We start from the raw sequence: 17,385 nt of genomic DNA, 5'->3' as shown, positions 1-17,385 counted from the left end.
TTAGATGGCAGAGGCAAGCGACACGGCGGCACCGGCATTGAAGGAAATCTTCAACCGCGACCGTCTGCAATTCATCGCCGCCGAAACGAAAGCCGTTTATCCGCCCTTCGATGAAGAGGCGTTTCTGGCACTGGCAGAGACCGATCTCGATACACTCGGCATTATGCAGCGCATGCGCCAGGTGGCAACCAGCCTTCACGCCATGCTGCCCGGCGATTACGCTCGCAACCTCGAAGTCCTCACCGCACTTGCGCCGCGCATCAACCACGGCTTTGCCTCGATTTCCCTGTCGGAATACGTGGCACTCTACGGCTTGGAGCATTTCGATAAGTCCATGGCAGCGCTTAAATTTTTCACGCGCTTTGGCTCATCGGAATTCGCCATCCGTCACTTCATCCTCGCCGACATGCCCCGCGCGCTGGCGACGATGGAGGAATGGTCGCGAGATGAAAACGAGCACGTGCGCCGATTGGCCAGCGAAGGTTGCCGCCCGCGTCTGCCATGGTCGTTCCAGATCAAGGCGCTGATCGATGATCCCTCGCCGGTTGCTAATATTATGGAAAACCTCAAGAGCGATGACGCGCTCTATGTGCGCAAATCCGTGGCCAACCATCTGAACGATATCACCAAGGACAATCCGCAATGGGTTCTTGAGCGCATCTCCACTTGGCCGAAGGAGAACAAACACACCGCATGGATCATCCGGAAGGCTCTGCGAACCCTCGTGAAAAAGGGCGATGCCTCGGCGCTGGCACATCTTGGCGCACACGAGAAAGCGGATATTGCGATAGAGGCATTTCAGGTAACGCCGGACGCCCTGCCGCTGGGCGGCAATGTGCGGATTTCGGCATCGCTTCGCTCGACATCCGAAAAGCCCCAAAAGCTGGTCATCGATTACGCCGTTCACTACGTGAAGAAGGGCGGCGGCACCTCGCTCAAGATTTTCAAATGGAAAGAGTTGAGCCTTCAACCGGGCGAAGGCTGCACGCTGTCCATCAGCCGCGCCATCCGCGATTTCACCACCCGCAAGCATTATCCCGGCCTGCACCTGATACAGCTGATGGTGAATGGCGAGGCGCTGGCCGAAACGACGTTTGAGCTCAGCGTTTAACCCGCAGGGAAAATCTTGGCGCGGCGGATGACGATATGGCCGCGGTCGCCTGCCTCGACGGCGGTTTCCGGGGAGACGTCGAATTCCAGAAGGTCGCCCTCTGTGGTCGAGGCAATCACGCGGCGATCACCTGCGCGGTCCAGCACGCGGGTTACTTGGGCCGGAATGCCATCATGCAGGTCTTCCCATTCCAGATCATTGGGCCGGGCGTAGATATCGACCGGGCCGTCTGCCTGACCATAGGCGAAGGGGACTTCGGCTGAGCCGACGAAAACCTTACCTGAACGCGCCGTGCCGGAAATGCGGTTGGCATCGCCCAGAAAACGCATGACGAAGGAGGAGTTGGGCTGGCGGCAAACCTCTTTGGGCGTGCCTTGCTGCACGATTTCACCCTGATTGAGGATGACCACGCGGTCGGCGAGATCAAGCGCTTCTTCCTGATCATGGGTGACGAAGATGGTGGTGATACCGAGTTCGTTGTGGATTTCGCGCAGCCAGCGGCGCAGATCACGTCGCACATTGGCGTCCAGCGCGCCGAAGGGTTCATCCAGCAGCAGAACCTTGGGATCGACCGAGAGCGCACGCGCCAGTGCCACACGCTGGCGCTGGCCGCCGGAGATTTGCGCCGGGAACCGTTCGCCCAGACCATCCAGCTTCACCAGCCGCAGCAGGTCATCCACCCGCGCATCGATGGCCGCCTTGTCGCGCTTGACCCTGGAGACTTTCATGCCGAAGGCGATGTTCTCGTGCAGCGTCATATGCGGGAAGAGCGCATAATGCTGGAACACGAAGCCGACGCCACGGTCACGTACTGGAATATTGGTGGCGTCCTCATCCCCAAAATAAATCTGGCCGCCATCGGTATATTCCAGACCTGCGACCATGCGCAGGATCGTCGTCTTGCCGGAGCCGGAAGGGCCGAGCAGCGCCAGCAGTTCACCGCTTTCGATATCCAGCGACACATCCCGCACTGCACGAAAATTATCGAAGGTCTTCACCACGTTTTCGAGGCGGATTTTCATGCAGTTGTCTCCGAAATGGCAGCGGTTTTCTTGGCTCCACGCCCTGCCCCGCGCTTTTCCAGCGCGACCTTGGCAATGATGGTGACGACGGCGAGAGCCGCGAGAATGGATGCCGAGGCGAAAGCGCCTGCGGCCTGATAATCGTGGTAGAGCAGTTCGATATGCAAAGGCAGCGTATTGGTCTGGCCGCGAATATTGCCTGATACGATCGATACCGCGCCGAACTCCCCCATCACGCGCGCATTGCACAGCACGACGCCGTAAAGCAGCGCCCATTTGATATTGGGCAGCGTAACCGACCAGAAGGTGCGCCAGCCGGATGCGCCGAGCGAGGTGGCCGCCTCCTCCAGATCACGCCCTTGCGCCTGCATCAGCGGGATCAGTTCGCGCGCGACGAAGGGTGCCGTGACGAACATGGAGGCGATGACGATGCCCGGCAGGGCAAACAGCACCTTGATATCGTAAGCAGCGAAGAATGGGCCGAGCAGACCTTGCAGGCCGTAAACGAACAGATAGGCCACACCCGCCACGATGGGCGAGATGGAGAAGGGTATCTCGATGAGGACCAGCAGAAAGCGACGGCCTCGGAAATCGAATTTCGTAATCGCCCACGCGGCGGCAATGCCGAAGGCAGTGTTGACCGGTACCGCGATCAACGCCGTGATGACCGTCAGCATGATGGCGTGGCGCGTATCGGGGTGATTGATGGTGGCCGTATAGGTCTTCCACCCCTGAGAGAAGGCTTCGACGCCGATGATGAGCAGCGGCGCGACGACGAGCAAGGCACCGATCACCAGTACGAACGCAATCAGCGAGCGGCGCACCCAAGGGGCGTCACCCACGCGTGGCGGCTTACGACGGGAGGCATGAGCACTCATCGGCTAGCTCCTCACCGTGTAGCGCAGGGCGCGTGTCTGAAGGTAATTGGTGACAGCCAGCATGACGAAGGCCGTAATCAGCAGCACGGAAGCGATGGCGGCTGCGGCCTGATAATCATATTCCTCCAGCCGGATGAAGACGAGGAGCGAGGTGATCTCCGTCGAAAACGGCTGGTTGCCAGCGATAAAGATGATCGCGCCGAATTCACCAAGGCTGCGGGCAAAGGACAGCGACAGGCCCGCGAGAATGGCAGGCGTCAGCAAAGGCAAAATCACCTTACGGAAAATCTCGAAATCCGAGCCGCCCAAAGATTGCGCTGCTTCCTCCAGGGCCGGGTCCAAATCCTCCAACACCGGTTGCACCGTGCGCACGATGAAAGGCAGGCTGGTAAAGGCCATGGCGATGATGATGCCGAGTGGCGTATAGGCAACCTTGATACCGGCATGGGCGAGGATCGAGCCGAACCAGCCATTGCCCGCGAAAAGTGCGGTGAGCGCAATACCGGCGACAGCCGTGGGCAGCGCGAAGGGAAGATCGACAATGGCATCGACCAGACGCCAGCCGGGGAAACGGTAGCGGGTGAGCACCCAGGCGAGCGCGAGACCGAAGACGACGTTGAACAGCGTGGCGACAAGGGCGCAGAGCACGGTGACGCGGTAGCTGGCGACGGCGCGTGGCGAGGAAATGATCGCCCAATATTCAGCAGGACCAACGCTCGCCGCCTTGAAGACAAGGGCAGCCAGTGGCAGGACGACAATGATGCCGACATAAAGCAGGGTCACGCCAAGCGACAAGCGCAGCCCCGGCAAAACATTGCGTTTCAAAACCGTCCCCCATCATGCAAGAGAGACCCGGCGGGAGGCCCACCGGGTCGATGTCATCTCAACCAATCAGCGATTAGCGGTTGCCGTAAAGCGTATCAAGCACGGCACCGGATGCGAAGTGTTCTTTCTGGATTTTATCCCAGCCGCCGAACACGTCGTTGACGTTGACGAGGCGGATTTGTGGGAACTGGTCCTTGAACTCGGCGGCGACCTTTTCATTGTGAACGCGGTGGCCGAACTGGGCAGCAATGCGCTGGCCTTCCTCGGTGTAGAGGAAATCAAGATAGGTCTTTGCCAGTTCACGCGAACCGCGCTTATCGACAACCTTGTCTACCACGGCAACCGGGAACTCTGACAGAAGGCTTACCGAAGGAACGACGCTTTCGACCTTGTCCTTGCCATATTGCTTGGCAATGCCGCGTGTTTCAGCCTCGAAGGTGATCAGCACGTCACCGACTTCACGCTCGACAAAGGTCGTCGTTGCGGCACGGCCTCCGGTGTCGAAGACAGGCGTGTTGGCGAAGATTTTCTTAATGAAGTCCTGAACCTTGGCGTCATCGCTATTGAACTTTTCCTTCGCGTAAGCAGTCGCGGCCAGATAGGTGTAGCGGGCGTTGCCTGAGGTTTTCGGGTTCGGGAAAACCAGCTTCACATCATCCCTGACAAGATCGTCCCAATCCTTGATATTCTTGGGGTTTCCAGCGCGAACGAGGAAGGATGGGAAGGAATAAAAGGGCGACGCATCATTGGCGAAATTCTTCTGCCAATCGGCGGAAACGAAGCCCTGCTTGACCAGAAAATCAATGTCAGTGACCTGATTGAAGGTTACGACGTCGGCCTCGAGACCTTCAACGATGGCGCGCGCCTGCTTGGAGGTTCCCGCATGCGACTGGTCGATGGTCACGCCCGGATGCGCCTTGATGAAGGCTTCGTTTTCAGCGGCAAACACTTCACGCGCCACGTCGTAGGACGCGTTGAGAAGCGTTTTTGGCTCTTGCGCAAAGGCAGAGGTTGACAGAAGTGCTGCAATGGCAGCACCGATTAACATGATCCGTTTCATGGAATTCCCCACAGCATAAAATTGTACCGGCAAGATACGTAAACCTGCTGGCTGCCGCGAGGAATTAGCCTCTCCATCTCAAGTCGAACTTAGAATGTTTTACTGCATGGCCAGTAAAATTCGAACGCATGTTCGCGAAGATGGTGTCAGAGGCGATGGTCGCGAAACAGCGGCGGCTTGACGGAAACGAAATACCGATCCAAATCTTCCTCCGTCACGTCGCCAAGCGTGTCCGGATGCCATTTGGGATTGCGATCCTTATCGACGAGTGCGGCGCGTACGCCCTCGTAGAAATCATGATTGCGCAGCACTTCGCAGCCTGCGGCAAACTCCCGCTCCAGACATTCGATCAGCCCGGAACTTTGCCGTCCTGCACGCAAAAGCCGCAAGGTCAATTTCAGGCTGGTCGGAGACCTCGATTGCAGGATAGTGAGCGTTTCCCTGGCGAAATCATCGTCATCTGCCGCAAGTGCAGCAATGATCTCCTCAACCGTGTTGAAGCGGAATGCAGCGTCGATTGCGTCGCTGTTGGCAGCGAGAACAGCAGGGGTTTCCGGCCTCACCGAAAACGTCTCGATGACGGCTCCGACATCGGCAGCGAAAGAGGTTTGCGCCAATTCATGCACCAGTTCAGGCAGTCGGCGCGAGAGAATGTGATAATCTGCAAGGCCCGCATATATCGCATCGGCCGCACCAACTTCACGGCCCGTCAGGCCCAACCATGTTCCGGTTTCACCCGGTGCTTTGGGAAGCAACCATGTTGCACCCACATCCGGGAAATAACCGATGGCGGTTTCCGGCATGGCGAGCCGGGTTCGCTCGGTCACAATACGATATCGGCCGTGGGCGGAAATGCCGACGCCGCCGCCCATGACGATGCCATCCATAAAAGCGATATAGGGTTTCGGATAATGGGAAATCCGCTCATTCAGTGGAAACTCCTCACGCCAGAAACGCGTGCGGCCAGCCTCATCGTCGGATCGCGCCTGATAGATCAGGCGCACATCTCCACCGGCGCAAAGACCGCGTTCTCCCTCTCCGCACAGGACGACACTTGTCACATCCGGGTCGCGGGCAAAGAGGTCCAATCCGGCTTTCATGCCGGAAACCATGGCTTCGTTGAGGCTGTTGATGGCTTTGGGTCTGTTCAGGCGGATAAGGCCGACACTGCCATTTTTCTCGATAAGAATTTCATCCGTCACGGAACCGTTCTGCATCATGCCTCCTCAGTCACAGTGCATCCTTGTACAGTGTGAAGGTCTCGGCAACATCACGCAACATTTATCACTGCGACGTGAAACATGGCCTTTTCCCAAGCGTTGATATCACTCGAAAAAGGAACAACCATAGCGTTTTGCGGTGCAGCAATTTCACTTGACGCTTTCGCGAATCGTGGCATGTAATGACTTGGTAAAATACCGGCACCAATTCCTGTCCAGCGTTCCAGCCGGACCACACAGACAGCCCTTTTCGGGCGATGACGTCGTAACAGGAGATCAATATGCAGGTTTCATCGCAAGAATGGATTAGTAAACGTGCCTACACCCTGTGGGAAAGCGAGGGGCATCCGCATGGACGGGACGCCGATCACTGGGAACAGGCCAAACACGAATATGCGCTGCTCGAAAATACCCGGGCCACAAAGCCCGCGACCCGCAAAAAATCAGACGTGAAAGACATCGCTGCCCAGGAAGCAGCGAAACCCAAGGTGTCTGCACGCAAGAACGGCAAGAAATAAACCGACCACCCCAAGCAAGGTCAGGTCAATAAAAAGCCCCGGCATGCGGGGCTTTTCGCTGTCATTTATCGGCGGTTCAGAATGTCAGGGCGCGGTCGCCGTTCTCATCCTTGATGCGGCTTGGCAGGCCGATTTTGTTGAGAATATTGAGGAATGGCTGCGGCGGCAGCTCTTCCACGTTTGCCATCTGCTTCACATCCCATTCGCCGGTGGCGATCAGCATGGCCGCAGCAACTGGCGGAACGCCAGCGGTATAGGAAATGCCCTGAGAGCCGACTTCATTGTAGGCGTCCTTATGGTCGGCCACGTTGTAGATGAAGACTTCACGCTCTTTGCCATCCTTGATGCCCTTCACGACATCGCCTATGCAGGTCTTGCCGACATAATCAGGTGCCAGCGAAGACGGATCGGGTAGCACGGCCTTGACCAGTTTCAGCGGCACGACTTCCAGACCTTCGGCGGTCTTGACCGGCTTTTCGGAGAGCAGGCCAAGGTTCTTCAACACGGTGAAGACGTTGATGTAGTGGTCACCGAAGCCCATCCAGAAACGCACGTCTGCGCCATCCATGTTCTTGGAAAGCGAATGGACTTCGTCGTGGCCGGTCATATAGGCCTTCTGCTTGCCGACGACCGGCAGGTCGAATTCCTGACCGACTTCGAACATCTCGTTCGTCTGCCACTGGTTGTTCTGCCAGGAATAGACGACGCCGGTAAATTCACGGAAGTTGATTTCCGGATCGAAGTTGGTCGAAAACCAGCGGCCATGGCTGCCGGCATTGATATCGACGATATCGACCGAGGTGACCTTGTCGAAATACTCATCCTTGGCCAAACGCGCATAGGCGTTGACGACACCCGGATCGAAGCCGACGCCGAGAATGGCGGTAACGCCCTTTTCCTTGCACTCGGCCGCGCGCTGCCACTCGTAGTTTCCATACCAAGGTGGATTTTCGCAGATCTTGGTCGGATCTTCGTGAATGGCGGTATCCATATAGGCAACACCTGCATCCATGCAGGCGCGAAGAACGGACATGTTGACGAAAGCCGAACCGACATTGATGACGATCTGAACGCCGGTTTTTGCGATTAATGCTTTCGTTGCTTCGATATCCATCGCGTCAAGCGCATGGGCCTCAAGTTTGACGTCTGTCTTGAGGCTCTTCTTTTCGCGTACGGACTCGACAATCTTGCGGCACTTTTCGACAGTGCGTGACGCAATATGAATGTCTCCCAATACATCGCTGTTCTGGGCGCATTTATGCGCCACGACCTGTGCCACGCCACCGGCGCCGATGATGAGAACGTTCTTCTTCATTTCAGGTGATGCCCCCTTTATCCCCGCAGGGATGAGTGTGTTTGAGTGCTTTAAGACAGGCTCTGCTCGAAATCGGCGAAGCCAAATTCACGGACGGCACGAATTGAACCGTCCAGTTCCTTGATGGCAATGGTCGGCATTTTGACGCCATTGAACCAGTTTTTCTTGACCATGGTGTAACCGGCCGTGTCCTGGAAGGAGACGCGGTCACCCACCTTCAATTCATTTTCGAAACGAAACTCGCCAAACACGTCGCCGGCAAGGCAGGACTTGCCGCAGACCATATAGGAATGATCACCCTCATTGGGCGATACCTTGGCGGTTTCGCGATAAATCAGCAAATCCAGCAAATGCGCCTCAATCGAGCTGTCGACGATTGCAAGGTTCTTGCCGTTGAACAACGTATCGAGAACCGTTGTTTCCAACGTCGTGCTCTTGGTGATAGAGGCTTCACCGGGTTCCAGATAGACCTGAACGCCGTATTTTTCAGAGAATTCCTTGAGACGATCGCAGAACTGGTCGAGCGGGTAATTGTCCCCGGTAAAGTGAATGCCGCCACCGAGGCTGACCCATTCTACACGCGCCAGAAGCGTGCCGAACTTGTCCTCGATCTGCGACAACATGCTGTCGAACAGATCGAAATCGCCATTTTCACAGTTGTTGTGAATCATGAAGCCGGAAATGCGGTCCATGACCTTTTCGACCTTTGCAACATCCCACTCGCCCAAACGGCTGAACGGGCGCGCCGGGTCGGCGATATCGAAGGTAGAAGAGGAGACCTGCGGGTTGAGGCGCAGCCCGCGCGTGATGCCAGACGCCTTGTCGGCGAAGCGTTCCAGCTGACCGATGGAATTGAAGATGATCTTGTCAGCGTTCGAGATGACCTCGTCAATCTCGTAATCGGCATAGGCAACGCTATAGGCATGCGTTTCACCGCCGAATTTCTCGCGACCCAGGCGCACTTCGTAGAGCGAAGACGATGTCGTACCATCCATATATTGCGACATGAAATCGAACACGGACCATGTTGCGAAACACTTCAGCGCCAAGAGAGCCTTGGCACCGGATTTTTCGCGCACATAGGCAATCTTCTCCATGTTGCGGAGAAGCTTCGTCTTGTCGATCAGGTAATATGGCGTTTGCAGCATTTGTCGGTCACATCTTGTCGTGGATGGGAGAAGGTCGCGTCTTGAGACGGGCCTTATATGATGCTTGTGACAGGAAAACAAACCCGCAGCACAGATTCTGCACTGAGGCTGTTTTTTATGTCTGGCCGCGCAAACAGCGGAACCAAACCCCGAGCGGCACGTTTTGAACTTACGCGTGAGCCGTAGACACGGCGTTTGGACATCATTTCAGCAAAGGAAAAATCATGGCGACGGTTCGTAACGTGGAAGACAAAGTGCGTGAAACTCTTGAAAGCGGCGATGCAGCAGAAGTATCTGCGCAGCTCGCACAGTTGCGCGAAGACCTGGCAAATCTCGCTGGTAGCGTAAAGGCGCTGGGAGCTGGCGTTTCGCATGAGGTCAAGGCCCGTGCTTCACGTGTTGCAGATGACGCTTACGCCGCTGGCGAAGAAACCGTCGAAACCGTGCGCAACGAAATCCAGTCCATCAACGACAACCTCACCTATCAGGTACAGAAGAACCCGCTTCAGTCGTTGGGTATCGCTGTCGCGGCAGGTTTCCTTCTCGCTCTCGTCACCCGTAAATAAGGCAGCAACATGCTTCAAACGCTGCTGCTTTATCTTGGTGACACCCAGCGCGAGGGCCAGTTAGTGACCCGCCGTATCAAGTCCACTCTATTATTGTGGACCTTGGCGGGCATCTTCTTTGCCATCGCTTTCATCGCAGCCATTATCGGTGGCTCGATCTATTTGGCAAAAGAACTGGGTGCCGGTCCTGCGGCTCTGGTGATTGCAGGGATCGCATTTCTGCTCGGCGTTATCATGCTCGTCAGCCTTGCGATCGCTCGCAGACCAAGACGGTATGCAATGAGACCTGTTTTGCCGTTGGCGGCTGCACCGATTGCCGCGCAGACCATGGCCTCGAGTGTCCTTCAGACGCGGCCATACGTGACATTACTGGCGGCGATTGCGCTAGGTTATGTTGCCACGCGAACGACGATCCTGAAAAAGAAGTAACCCAATACCGAAAGCCGCCTCAACCAGAAGGCGGCTTTCTTTTTCATCCGCAACAAATTCCCGCTGCCCTTCTGCCGACAAAATGTTAGGCAGTTTGCCAACACGTCTTTTAACGGAGAGAATGTTGGATGCGGAAGAAAGTCCTTGTTGTCGGCGGTGCCGGATATATCGGTTCCCATACCTGCCTGTTATTGGCCGAACGCGGATATGAACCCGTCGTTTTCGACAATCTTTCCAATGGCCACGAAGAATTCGTGCGTTGGGGGCCCTTCGAACAGGGCGACATTCGCGACCGTAAGCGGCTGGACGAAGTCTTCGCGAAACATCAGCCGGAAGCTGTACTGCATTTTGCAGCGCTGATCGAAGTCGGCGAATCGGTCAAAAATCCCGTCGCTTTTTACGATAACAATGTCACCGGCGCGCTGACACTCTTGTCTGCGACCATGGACGCTGGCGTCAAAGCCTTTGTTTTCTCCTCCACTTGCGCAACCTACGGCCTGCCGGAACGCGTGCCCCTGGACGAAACTCACCCACAGGCTCCCATCAATCCATATGGCCGCACCAAATGGGTGGTGGAACAGGCACTGAAGGACTACAGCACCTATAAAGGTCTGAAATCTGTGATGCTGCGTTATTTCAACGCGGCCGGCGCTGACTTCGAGGGGCGTATCGGTGAGTGGCACAAGCCTGAGACCCACGCCATTCCGCTTGCCATCGAGGCTGCATTGGGACGTCGCGAAGGCTTCAAAGTGTTCGGCACGGATTACGACACGAGAGATGGCACCTGTGTGCGTGACTATATCCACATTCTGGATTTGGCCGATGCCCATGTTCGTGCCGTCGATTATCTGCTGAATGGTGGCGAGACAGTCGAACTCAATCTCGGCAGCGGCACCGGGACGACAGTCAAGGAATTGCTCGACACGATTTCCGAAGTCTCGGGCCGCCCCTTCCCCGTAGAATATGCGGACCGCCGCGAAGGCGATTCCACCACTCTCGTTGCCAACAACGACAAGGCACGGGAAGTCCTGGGTTGGGAGCCGCAATATACGCTGACTGATATCATCCGCTCGGCTTGGCGTTGGCACTCGTCACGAAACGCCAGCATCTAAACAAAAAAACACCGGTCCAAATGGACCGGTGTTTCCGCTATGAGACCACTCTCATAGCTCCTCTCCCAGGTAACCGTATTATGGCTTGGGCGCAGTGGTCGTTGCGCCGCCCGTCGTGGAATTTGTTGCTGGTGCGGCAGAACCTTCAGCGGCCTTCTTATCCTTCATCGTGACGAATTCGGGAGCAGCCTTGAGAGACTCTGCGGTCTCAGTCGTTGTCAGACGCACTGTGCCATTTGCCGCATCACGCGTAACGGTCAGCTTGTCCATGGGAACGGCGACGTCTTTGGCACCGATGCCCAGGAACCCGCCGACGCCCACAACGGCTGCGACGATGCCGCCATTTTCCTGGAGAATGAGGTTGGTCACGCTACCGATGCTTTCATCGGTCGAGGTGTAGACTGCATTGCCGATATAATCATTGGCGCTGATCTGCGTTGCAGCCTGCTCCGTCAGATATGCACCACCCGTGGATGCCGAGGGAGCTGGCGATGCTGTCGTTGCCGGGGCAGTCGCACTTGGAGCCGCTGGTGCGGGCTGCGCTGTGGCCTGTGCCATAGCAATTGGTGCGAATGTTGTGGAACCCAAGAGAGCGGCTGTGGCGATCATGGTGAGTGTCTTTTTCATTTCGTACCTTCCTTGTGGTGTCAATTTCAACTGGCTCCCGACGGTAAATCCGTTTCTGTGTGAGCCTGTTGATTTGCAAACGGCGCAGGAAGGAAATTGGTTCCGATGTTTTTTTAGGCACCTGAAGGCACAAATGGCTATCAGAAGTGGCGGATAAACGGGCACATTATGGGATTGCGAAGGACCGAGGCTTGAGCCATTCTGTGGTATGCCAATATGATTTGAGCACCGGTAAAAACCCGCGAGACAATGCAGAACAATATCATACCGAGACTACGACAGCGCCTTGCCGGTTTTTTTCCAACCGCGCCTATTAGTGTCTATCTCGTTGTTATGACAACGGTTATCACGCTGCCATTGATTATATTCGTCGGCTATTTGATGTTGAAGCTGGAGGCAGACGAACGGGGCGACCTTCAAAGGGAGGCCATGGAAGATGCGCGTGCGGTCAGCCGCAACATCGACCGCCGTCTGCAGGAAATGGCAACCTCCCTCAATCTGCTCTCGCAGTTTCCAGAGCTGGAGGATGGAGACCTCGCGGCGTTTCACAAGCGTGTGAGTGATAGCCTCCAAAAGCAAGGTCTATACGTCATCATCGCAACCGCCGACGGCAAACAGCGATTAAACAGCCGCGTGCCGCTCGACCAGCCCCTCGGGAATGTGCCGCCCGCGATCAAGCTTTCAGACGTCATTTCCGGACGCAGGACCGTGGTGTCCAACATCTTTTATGGCAATACCAGCAAGGAATGGGTCTTTAACGTCATGCGCCCATTGCCATCAGCACTCTCTGCTGCGGGTGACGCGCTGATCATGACGCAGAATGCCCGCGATTTGATGGGGCTGATTTCGACGGAAAGCCTCCCGCCGGGCTGGACGATAGCGATATTGGATGGAGACAATCGCGTCGTGGCATCCAGCACACCGCAGACAATCGCAGCCGGAGCCACTTTCTCCCAAACCTTGGCAAGCGATCAAATCCGGGCGTTCAGCGGCAGCTTTGAAGATGACGACGGTACCATATATGCCTACTCGCAGCTGCCGGGGTGGTCGTGGAAAGCCATCATCTGGGGACCAGCCGACAACAGCCAGTCCGCATTGGCAAGCACCTGGCGCAAGATGATAACCGGCAGCTTTGCCCTGGTTCTCATTGCTATTGCCGGCGCTTATCTGGTCGGCAGACAGATGCGCGGCTCGATACGCGAACTGGTCGAGATGGCCAAGCGGATTGGTGAGGGCGAAATCGTGTCGCCAATCGACACGAAGATAAAGGAAGCCAACCAGGTCGCCATTGCGCTTTCCAACGCGTCCTTCGATCGCAGCCAGGCGGAAGACCGCACCCACCTCATCCTGCACGAACTAGTACACCGCTCCAAGAACATGCTGACGCTGGTTCAGGCGATGATGCGCCAGCTGGCGCGCGAAAACACCAGCGTTGCCGATTTTCAAAAGGAGGTAGAACACCGCCTCCGTGGTTTGGGGATGTCGATCAGCGCACTATCAGAGGTTCAGTGGCAGGGCCTGCCGATACACAAATTGCTGGAAACGCATCTGAAGGTTTTCGGAAGCGCCATAGATCAGGTCAAGCTCGCCGGACAAGACTTCATGCTGTCACCGGAAGCTGCACAAAATCTGGGTCTCATCATTCACGAGCTGGCGACCAACTCGATCAAATACGGTGCGCTGTCAGCGGCCACAGGCACTGTCGAACTCTTTTGGGATCGTGAGATCGACGGTGATCGTGATCAGCTGACCATCCGCTGGAAAGATGTCGGCGGGCCGCCCGCCGTTCCTCCGACCCGAAGCGGTTTCGGCACAACCATTACGAAACGTCATGCAGAAAGTTCATTTTCCGCAACCATTTCAACGGATTATACGGTTCATGGATTTCGTTGGACCCTTACGGCACCCACGCATCATTTTCTCGCTCGAAAAAAAACGGCCGTCCCGAATTAAAATTGAAACCGCTTGGAACCAAGTTTCGAGACCTGCGTTTTTAAAACAAGCCAAGCCACTCCCCGTCCCCGCCTGAGGCTTGGCGCACGCAGGTTTTGCCCCTGAAAACCTGCCATAGATAGCACGGCTCTACGGAGCCGTGCTTTTTTGTTGGGCTTTGCGCCGTAATTCATCGCAAGTATGCATAAGCAGAGAAAGCCGCACGTCTATGCGGCTGCGCAATTTGCTGAACGGCTTTACGAGGTGAGGATTCAGGTCGGCAGCGGAGCGGGAAATCTCAAGAAGTAATCGATGCTATCGGCAGAGACCTTGTATGTGGCCTCACCACCCAATGCAGCGGGCACGACCTTTTCCAAAACCACACTTCCGAAATTGCTTCTCTTGTCCGAATCGGCAGGCATCTGAGATGCACCGCTTCCGCCCAGCGGCTCCACCCAGCGCACTTCGAAAAACTCACCGTCTTTGCGACAATCGAGCGTCAACGGCAGGTGTTGCGACAGATTTCCCCCGTGGCTGATCGTGTTGACGACCAGTTCATGGAAGGCCAGCCCCACATATAAAGCGCCATTGGGATTGAGAAGAAGGTTCTCGCCCTTCATCTGGATCAGATGCGGGTATTCCGGAAGATAGAGATCTCCCTGCTGTTTCAGCAAGTCGAAAATCTCGGCACCGCGCCAATCGGAATCCGTTATCAAATCCTGGGACTGCGCCAATGCGTGCAGCCGCCCCCTGAATTTGCGCAAAAAGTCGTCCTTCGTCAGGCTGAACCGCGCTGTTTGGGACGAGAGACTCTGGATAATGGCGAGGAGGTTTTTGGAGCGATGACTGACTTCGCGCAACAGTGAGCGGAGCAACTGCTCTCGCCTTCGCTCAACCGTTATCTCTCTGATCGTCGTTTTCAGAACGCGTTGTCCGGACATGTTGACGGTGGAGTAGACGTGAAACTGAAAGACACGGTCCTTGCCCGCACTCACCTCCAGCATGCCCCTGCTTCCTGCCGATGTCAGATCTTTCTTCAAATCCGACAGGCGGGTAGCGAGGTCCTTGCCGAACATCGTTACATCATTCGGCTCCTCGTCGGTTTCAGTCGGCAGACTCCAGACGTCTGGCAGGTTTGCGATAAAGATATATTCTTTGTCGCGGTCCTGAAGCATGACCGTCTCATCAGAGTCCAACAGGGCAAGCACGAGTGAATCGTGAAGGTCGCCCTCATCTCGCCCCGCATTATGCCACGCCAGCCGATGCAATATGGTCTCCTAACGGGTACGGCGATCAAGGTCGCTTTGTTCGAGCAAACATGCAGACCTGAACGCCGGGTAAGAACCCGGGTTCCAAAATCTCTTCAATCCAGCGTCACTTAAGCTGCGACACGTGAACTTTCATTAAAGAACAGAGCCTGACTTATGAGGGCTTTTACCATGTCAGGGTTGAATGGCTTGGTGACGAGGAAGGTCGGCTCAGGACGCTCGCCTGTGAGAAGGCGTTCCGGGAAAGCCGTGATGAAGATGACAGGCAGCGTGGTCATCTGAAGAATTTCCTTCATTGCTTCCAGACCGGAGCTTCCGTCTGCAAGCTGAATATCCGCGAGGATCATCTTCGGCTGTGTCCGGTGGAACAGCTCGAGCGCTTCCTTGTGTGTGCGTGCAATGCCGGTCACGTTATGGCCGAGATCGGTCACCATCTGCTCAATATCCATCGCGATCAGAGGTTCGTCCTCGATGATCATGATGTCGGTCGCGACCTGGCGGGCGATTTCAGAGGCGGCCTCATCGATGAGCTTCCCAACTTGCGGTTCGGGTACGCGCAGAATTTCGGCAACTTCGGCGATGGAGAATTCTTCAACGGTTGTTAGCAAGAATGCCTGACGCGGAACTGCGGGGACCGCAGAAAGATTGGCGGATGCGCGCTTTTCCCAGCCAGTCAGGTTTTCGTCGCTCTTGATGTTGATCGTCACGGAACTAAAGATCGAGACAAACAATTGGTAAAGTGAAACGCGATCGCTGCTTGTCTGCGGAAAAATGCTCACATCTGCGATCAAGGCTTCAAGGCTGGCGGCAACATATGCGTCACCTGTCGATTGTGAACCGCAAACGGCACGGGCAAACCTGCGGAGGTAAGGCAGATGCGGTGCGATGCGTGTAGAAACTGACATGGAATTCTCCCCTGTATCATGCGGCTTGCAACGCAAACCTAATGGAAAAAACGCGGCGTTCAAAAAATAGTTCCAGTGGGTTGGAACTATTTTTTTAGTCGTGCATTACTACGGGCATAACCTAACGAATACCGGAAATCATGAATATGTTTCAATCGGATCAGGATCCATCTGACAAGGGAACGTCGCCGACGGTTTCCGACTCGGGTAGAGCCGTCATCTCGCGTAAATTACGAGAACTGTATGATGCCGTTCAGGACGAGGGCATTCCAGACAAATTTCTCGATCTGCTCGAAAAGCTCGACGAAGCTGAAAATAACGCAAAAGCTTCGAGGGGATGATGGAAACAGATTCGAGCAAGAACGAACACAATTTCAAGCGCGAAATGCTGGCCGCCCTTCCCAATCTACGAGCATTCGCCATTTCCCTCATTCGCTCTCGCGACCGCGCCGATGACCTCGTACAGGATACGATAATGAAGGCTTGGGCGAAGCAGGAAAGCTACCAGCCGGGCACCAATATGCGAGCGTGGTTGGTGACGATCCTTCGCAATGAATTCTACAGCCAGATCAGAAAATCCGGCCGTGAGGTTCAGGACACGGATGGCGTTTACACGTCCCGGCTGTCCGTGCCACCGGAACAGCATGGCTCCGTGGATTTGCAGGACTTTAAGACTGCTCTTGCAAAGCTTCCGGAAGATCAGCGTGAAGCGATTCTCCTGATCGGTGCCTCCGGTTTTGCTTATGAGGAAGCTGCAGAGATTTGCGGTTGCCCCGTTGGTACGATCAAAAGCCGTGTGAGCCGTGCGCGTCTTCGTCTGCAGGAACTGCTTGGTATCCAGGACGAAAACGAGTTCGGGCCTGATGCCCAGGTTGCCGCTGTCACTGCTGCAGCAGCAATTCGCTAAACACTTTGCTCAGATTTGAAACGGCGTTGCCTCACGGCAGCGCCGTTTTCATATTCCGACATCTTTTACCGACTGCATGACGACAAACGTCGATGTGTTGGCCACACATGGAAGGCTGGAGATTTTTTCGCCCAGCACCAGCCGGTATTTCCGAATGTCTGTCGTGCGTACCTTCAGCAGATAATCGAAAGCGCCCGCAATCATGTGGCACTCTTCCACTTCCTTGATCTTGCGCACCGCCGTGTTGAACTCTTCCAGCGCCTTTTCACGCGTGTCCGATAGTTTGACTTCTGTGAACGCAATATGCTCCAGCCCCAGCTTGGCCGGATTGAGCATGGCGCGAAAGCCGAGAATATAGCCCTCATCCACCAGGCGTTTGAGCCGTGTCTGACATGGTGTCTTCGAAAGCCCGACTTGCCTGGAGAGTTGCAGGATGGACATACGCCCATCCTCGCTCATCGCTTGTAGTATCTTCAGATCAAAGTGATCCAGATCACCTGATTCTGATGGTTTAGCCATCCGATTGACCTCTGTTGATGCCG

General features: G+C 55.7%; 19 protein-coding genes. 8 read left to right on the top strand and 11 right to left on the bottom strand.

The annotated features are described in order from the left end of the window. Window positions 1-4: 4 nt before the first annotated feature. Window positions 5-1,111, top strand: coding sequence for a DNA alkylation repair protein (locus CPJ18_RS03095; protein ID WP_103657021.1), 1,107 nt, complete (start codon window positions 5-7; stop codon window positions 1,109-1,111). On the opposite strand, the gene CPJ18_RS03090 is transcribed toward CPJ18_RS03095, so the two are convergent. From CPJ18_RS03090 to CPJ18_RS03070, 5 genes are all read right to left on the bottom strand, one after another. Then, entirely contained in the window at window positions 1,108-2,133 is a 1,026-nt protein-coding gene (locus CPJ18_RS03090) for a sulfate/molybdate ABC transporter ATP-binding protein (RefSeq protein WP_103657020.1), read from the bottom strand. The two genes, CPJ18_RS03095 and CPJ18_RS03090, sit on opposite strands and share 4 nt — an antisense overlap. Continuing rightward, the gene (cysW, locus tag CPJ18_RS03085) at window positions 2,130-3,011 is read right to left on the bottom strand and encodes a sulfate ABC transporter permease subunit CysW (protein WP_103657019.1); all 882 of its coding nucleotides are present in this window, start codon (window positions 3,009-3,011) and stop codon (window positions 2,130-2,132) included. Before cysW ends, CPJ18_RS03090 begins: the two co-directional genes overlap by 4 nt. A gap of 3 nt (window positions 3,012-3,014) precedes the next feature. Next, window positions 3,015-3,836 (bottom strand): sulfate ABC transporter permease subunit CysT, encoded by an 822-nt coding sequence (gene cysT / locus CPJ18_RS03080; RefSeq protein WP_103657018.1) that lies wholly within the window; start codon window positions 3,834-3,836, stop codon window positions 3,015-3,017. A 73-nt stretch (window positions 3,837-3,909) separates the two neighbouring features. After that, window positions 3,910-4,896 (bottom strand): thiosulfate ABC transporter substrate-binding protein CysP, encoded by a 987-nt coding sequence (gene cysP / locus CPJ18_RS03075; RefSeq protein ID WP_103657017.1) that lies wholly within the window; start codon window positions 4,894-4,896, stop codon window positions 3,910-3,912. Window positions 4,897-5,042: 146 nt separating this feature from the next. Continuing rightward, window positions 5,043-6,113, bottom strand: a complete 1,071-nt coding sequence (locus tag CPJ18_RS03070) for an enoyl-CoA hydratase/isomerase family protein (protein ID WP_167397823.1) — start codon at window positions 6,111-6,113, stop codon at window positions 5,043-5,045. Between the two features lie 284 nt (window positions 6,114-6,397). Between CPJ18_RS03070 and CPJ18_RS03065 the strand changes: the two genes are divergently transcribed. Beyond that, the gene (locus tag CPJ18_RS03065) at window positions 6,398-6,634 is read left to right on the top strand and encodes a DUF2934 domain-containing protein (RefSeq protein ID WP_077105823.1); all 237 of its coding nucleotides are present in this window, start codon (window positions 6,398-6,400) and stop codon (window positions 6,632-6,634) included. Between the two features lie 76 nt (window positions 6,635-6,710). On the opposite strand, the gene CPJ18_RS03060 is transcribed toward CPJ18_RS03065, so the two are convergent. Next, window positions 6,711-7,949, bottom strand: coding sequence for a saccharopine dehydrogenase family protein (locus CPJ18_RS03060; protein WP_077120543.1), 1,239 nt, complete (start codon window positions 7,947-7,949; stop codon window positions 6,711-6,713). Between the two features lie 50 nt (window positions 7,950-7,999). Then, complete coding sequence (gene nspC / locus CPJ18_RS03055) at window positions 8,000-9,097, bottom strand: carboxynorspermidine decarboxylase (protein ID WP_103657015.1); 1,098 nt, start codon at window positions 9,095-9,097, stop codon at window positions 8,000-8,002. A gap of 224 nt (window positions 9,098-9,321) precedes the next feature. Between nspC and CPJ18_RS03050 the strand changes: the two genes are divergently transcribed. The 3 genes from CPJ18_RS03050 to galE all read left to right on the top strand — a co-directional run bounded on the left by CPJ18_RS03050 (window position 9,322) and on the right by galE (window position 11,204). Further along, window positions 9,322-9,663 (top strand): ElaB/YgaM/YqjD family protein, encoded by a 342-nt coding sequence (locus CPJ18_RS03050; RefSeq protein ID WP_077105826.1) that lies wholly within the window; start codon window positions 9,322-9,324, stop codon window positions 9,661-9,663. Between the two features lie 9 nt (window positions 9,664-9,672). Next, on the top strand, window positions 9,673-10,092 hold the full coding sequence (locus CPJ18_RS03045; protein ID WP_103657014.1) for a hypothetical protein: 420 nt from the start codon (window positions 9,673-9,675) through the stop codon (window positions 10,090-10,092). A gap of 128 nt (window positions 10,093-10,220) precedes the next feature. Continuing rightward, entirely contained in the window at window positions 10,221-11,204 is a 984-nt protein-coding gene (gene galE / locus CPJ18_RS03040) for a UDP-glucose 4-epimerase GalE (RefSeq protein WP_103657013.1), read from the top strand. Between the two features lie 78 nt (window positions 11,205-11,282). Here galE and CPJ18_RS03035 read toward each other — a convergent pair whose 3' ends face one another. Beyond that, window positions 11,283-11,831: a PRC-barrel domain-containing protein gene (locus tag CPJ18_RS03035; protein ID WP_103657012.1), complete on the bottom strand. Its 549-nt coding sequence runs from the start codon at window positions 11,829-11,831 to the stop codon at window positions 11,283-11,285. Between the two features lie 249 nt (window positions 11,832-12,080). Between CPJ18_RS03035 and CPJ18_RS03030 the strand changes: the two genes are divergently transcribed. Then, on the top strand, window positions 12,081-13,784 hold the full coding sequence (locus CPJ18_RS03030; protein ID WP_103657011.1) for a sensor histidine kinase: 1,704 nt from the start codon (window positions 12,081-12,083) through the stop codon (window positions 13,782-13,784). A 251-nt stretch (window positions 13,785-14,035) separates the two neighbouring features. On the opposite strand, the gene CPJ18_RS03025 is transcribed toward CPJ18_RS03030, so the two are convergent. Beyond that, window positions 14,036-15,031 carry a sensor histidine kinase gene (locus CPJ18_RS03025; protein WP_103587985.1) on the bottom strand — a complete coding sequence of 332 codons (996 nt, stop codon included), beginning with the start codon at window positions 15,029-15,031 and terminating at the stop codon, window positions 14,036-14,038. A 110-nt stretch (window positions 15,032-15,141) separates the two neighbouring features. Continuing rightward, window positions 15,142-15,936: a response regulator gene (locus CPJ18_RS03020; protein WP_077105832.1), complete on the bottom strand. Its 795-nt coding sequence runs from the start codon at window positions 15,934-15,936 to the stop codon at window positions 15,142-15,144. 140 nt (window positions 15,937-16,076) lie between these two features. Between CPJ18_RS03020 and CPJ18_RS03015 the strand changes: the two genes are divergently transcribed. Both CPJ18_RS03015 and CPJ18_RS03010 read left to right on the top strand, forming a co-directional pair. After that, a complete protein-coding gene (locus CPJ18_RS03015; protein ID WP_077105833.1) occupies window positions 16,077-16,277 on the top strand; it encodes a NepR family anti-sigma factor in 201 nt (66 codons plus the stop codon). After that, window positions 16,277-16,843, top strand: coding sequence for a sigma-70 family RNA polymerase sigma factor (locus CPJ18_RS03010; RefSeq protein ID WP_077105873.1), 567 nt, complete (start codon window positions 16,277-16,279; stop codon window positions 16,841-16,843). The genes CPJ18_RS03015 and CPJ18_RS03010 overlap by 1 nt, the downstream gene beginning before the upstream one ends. A gap of 48 nt (window positions 16,844-16,891) precedes the next feature. Here CPJ18_RS03010 and CPJ18_RS03005 read toward each other — a convergent pair whose 3' ends face one another. Continuing rightward, the gene (locus CPJ18_RS03005; protein ID WP_103657010.1) at window positions 16,892-17,362 is read right to left on the bottom strand and encodes an Lrp/AsnC family transcriptional regulator; all 471 of its coding nucleotides are present in this window, start codon (window positions 17,360-17,362) and stop codon (window positions 16,892-16,894) included. Between the last annotated feature and the right edge of the window lie 23 nt (window positions 17,363-17,385).

Source organism: Agrobacterium rosae (assembly GCF_002915175.1).
Classification (GTDB): Bacteria; Pseudomonadota; Alphaproteobacteria; order Rhizobiales; family Rhizobiaceae; genus Agrobacterium; species Agrobacterium rosae.
This window is presented reverse-complemented; position numbering and strand designations above follow the sequence as displayed.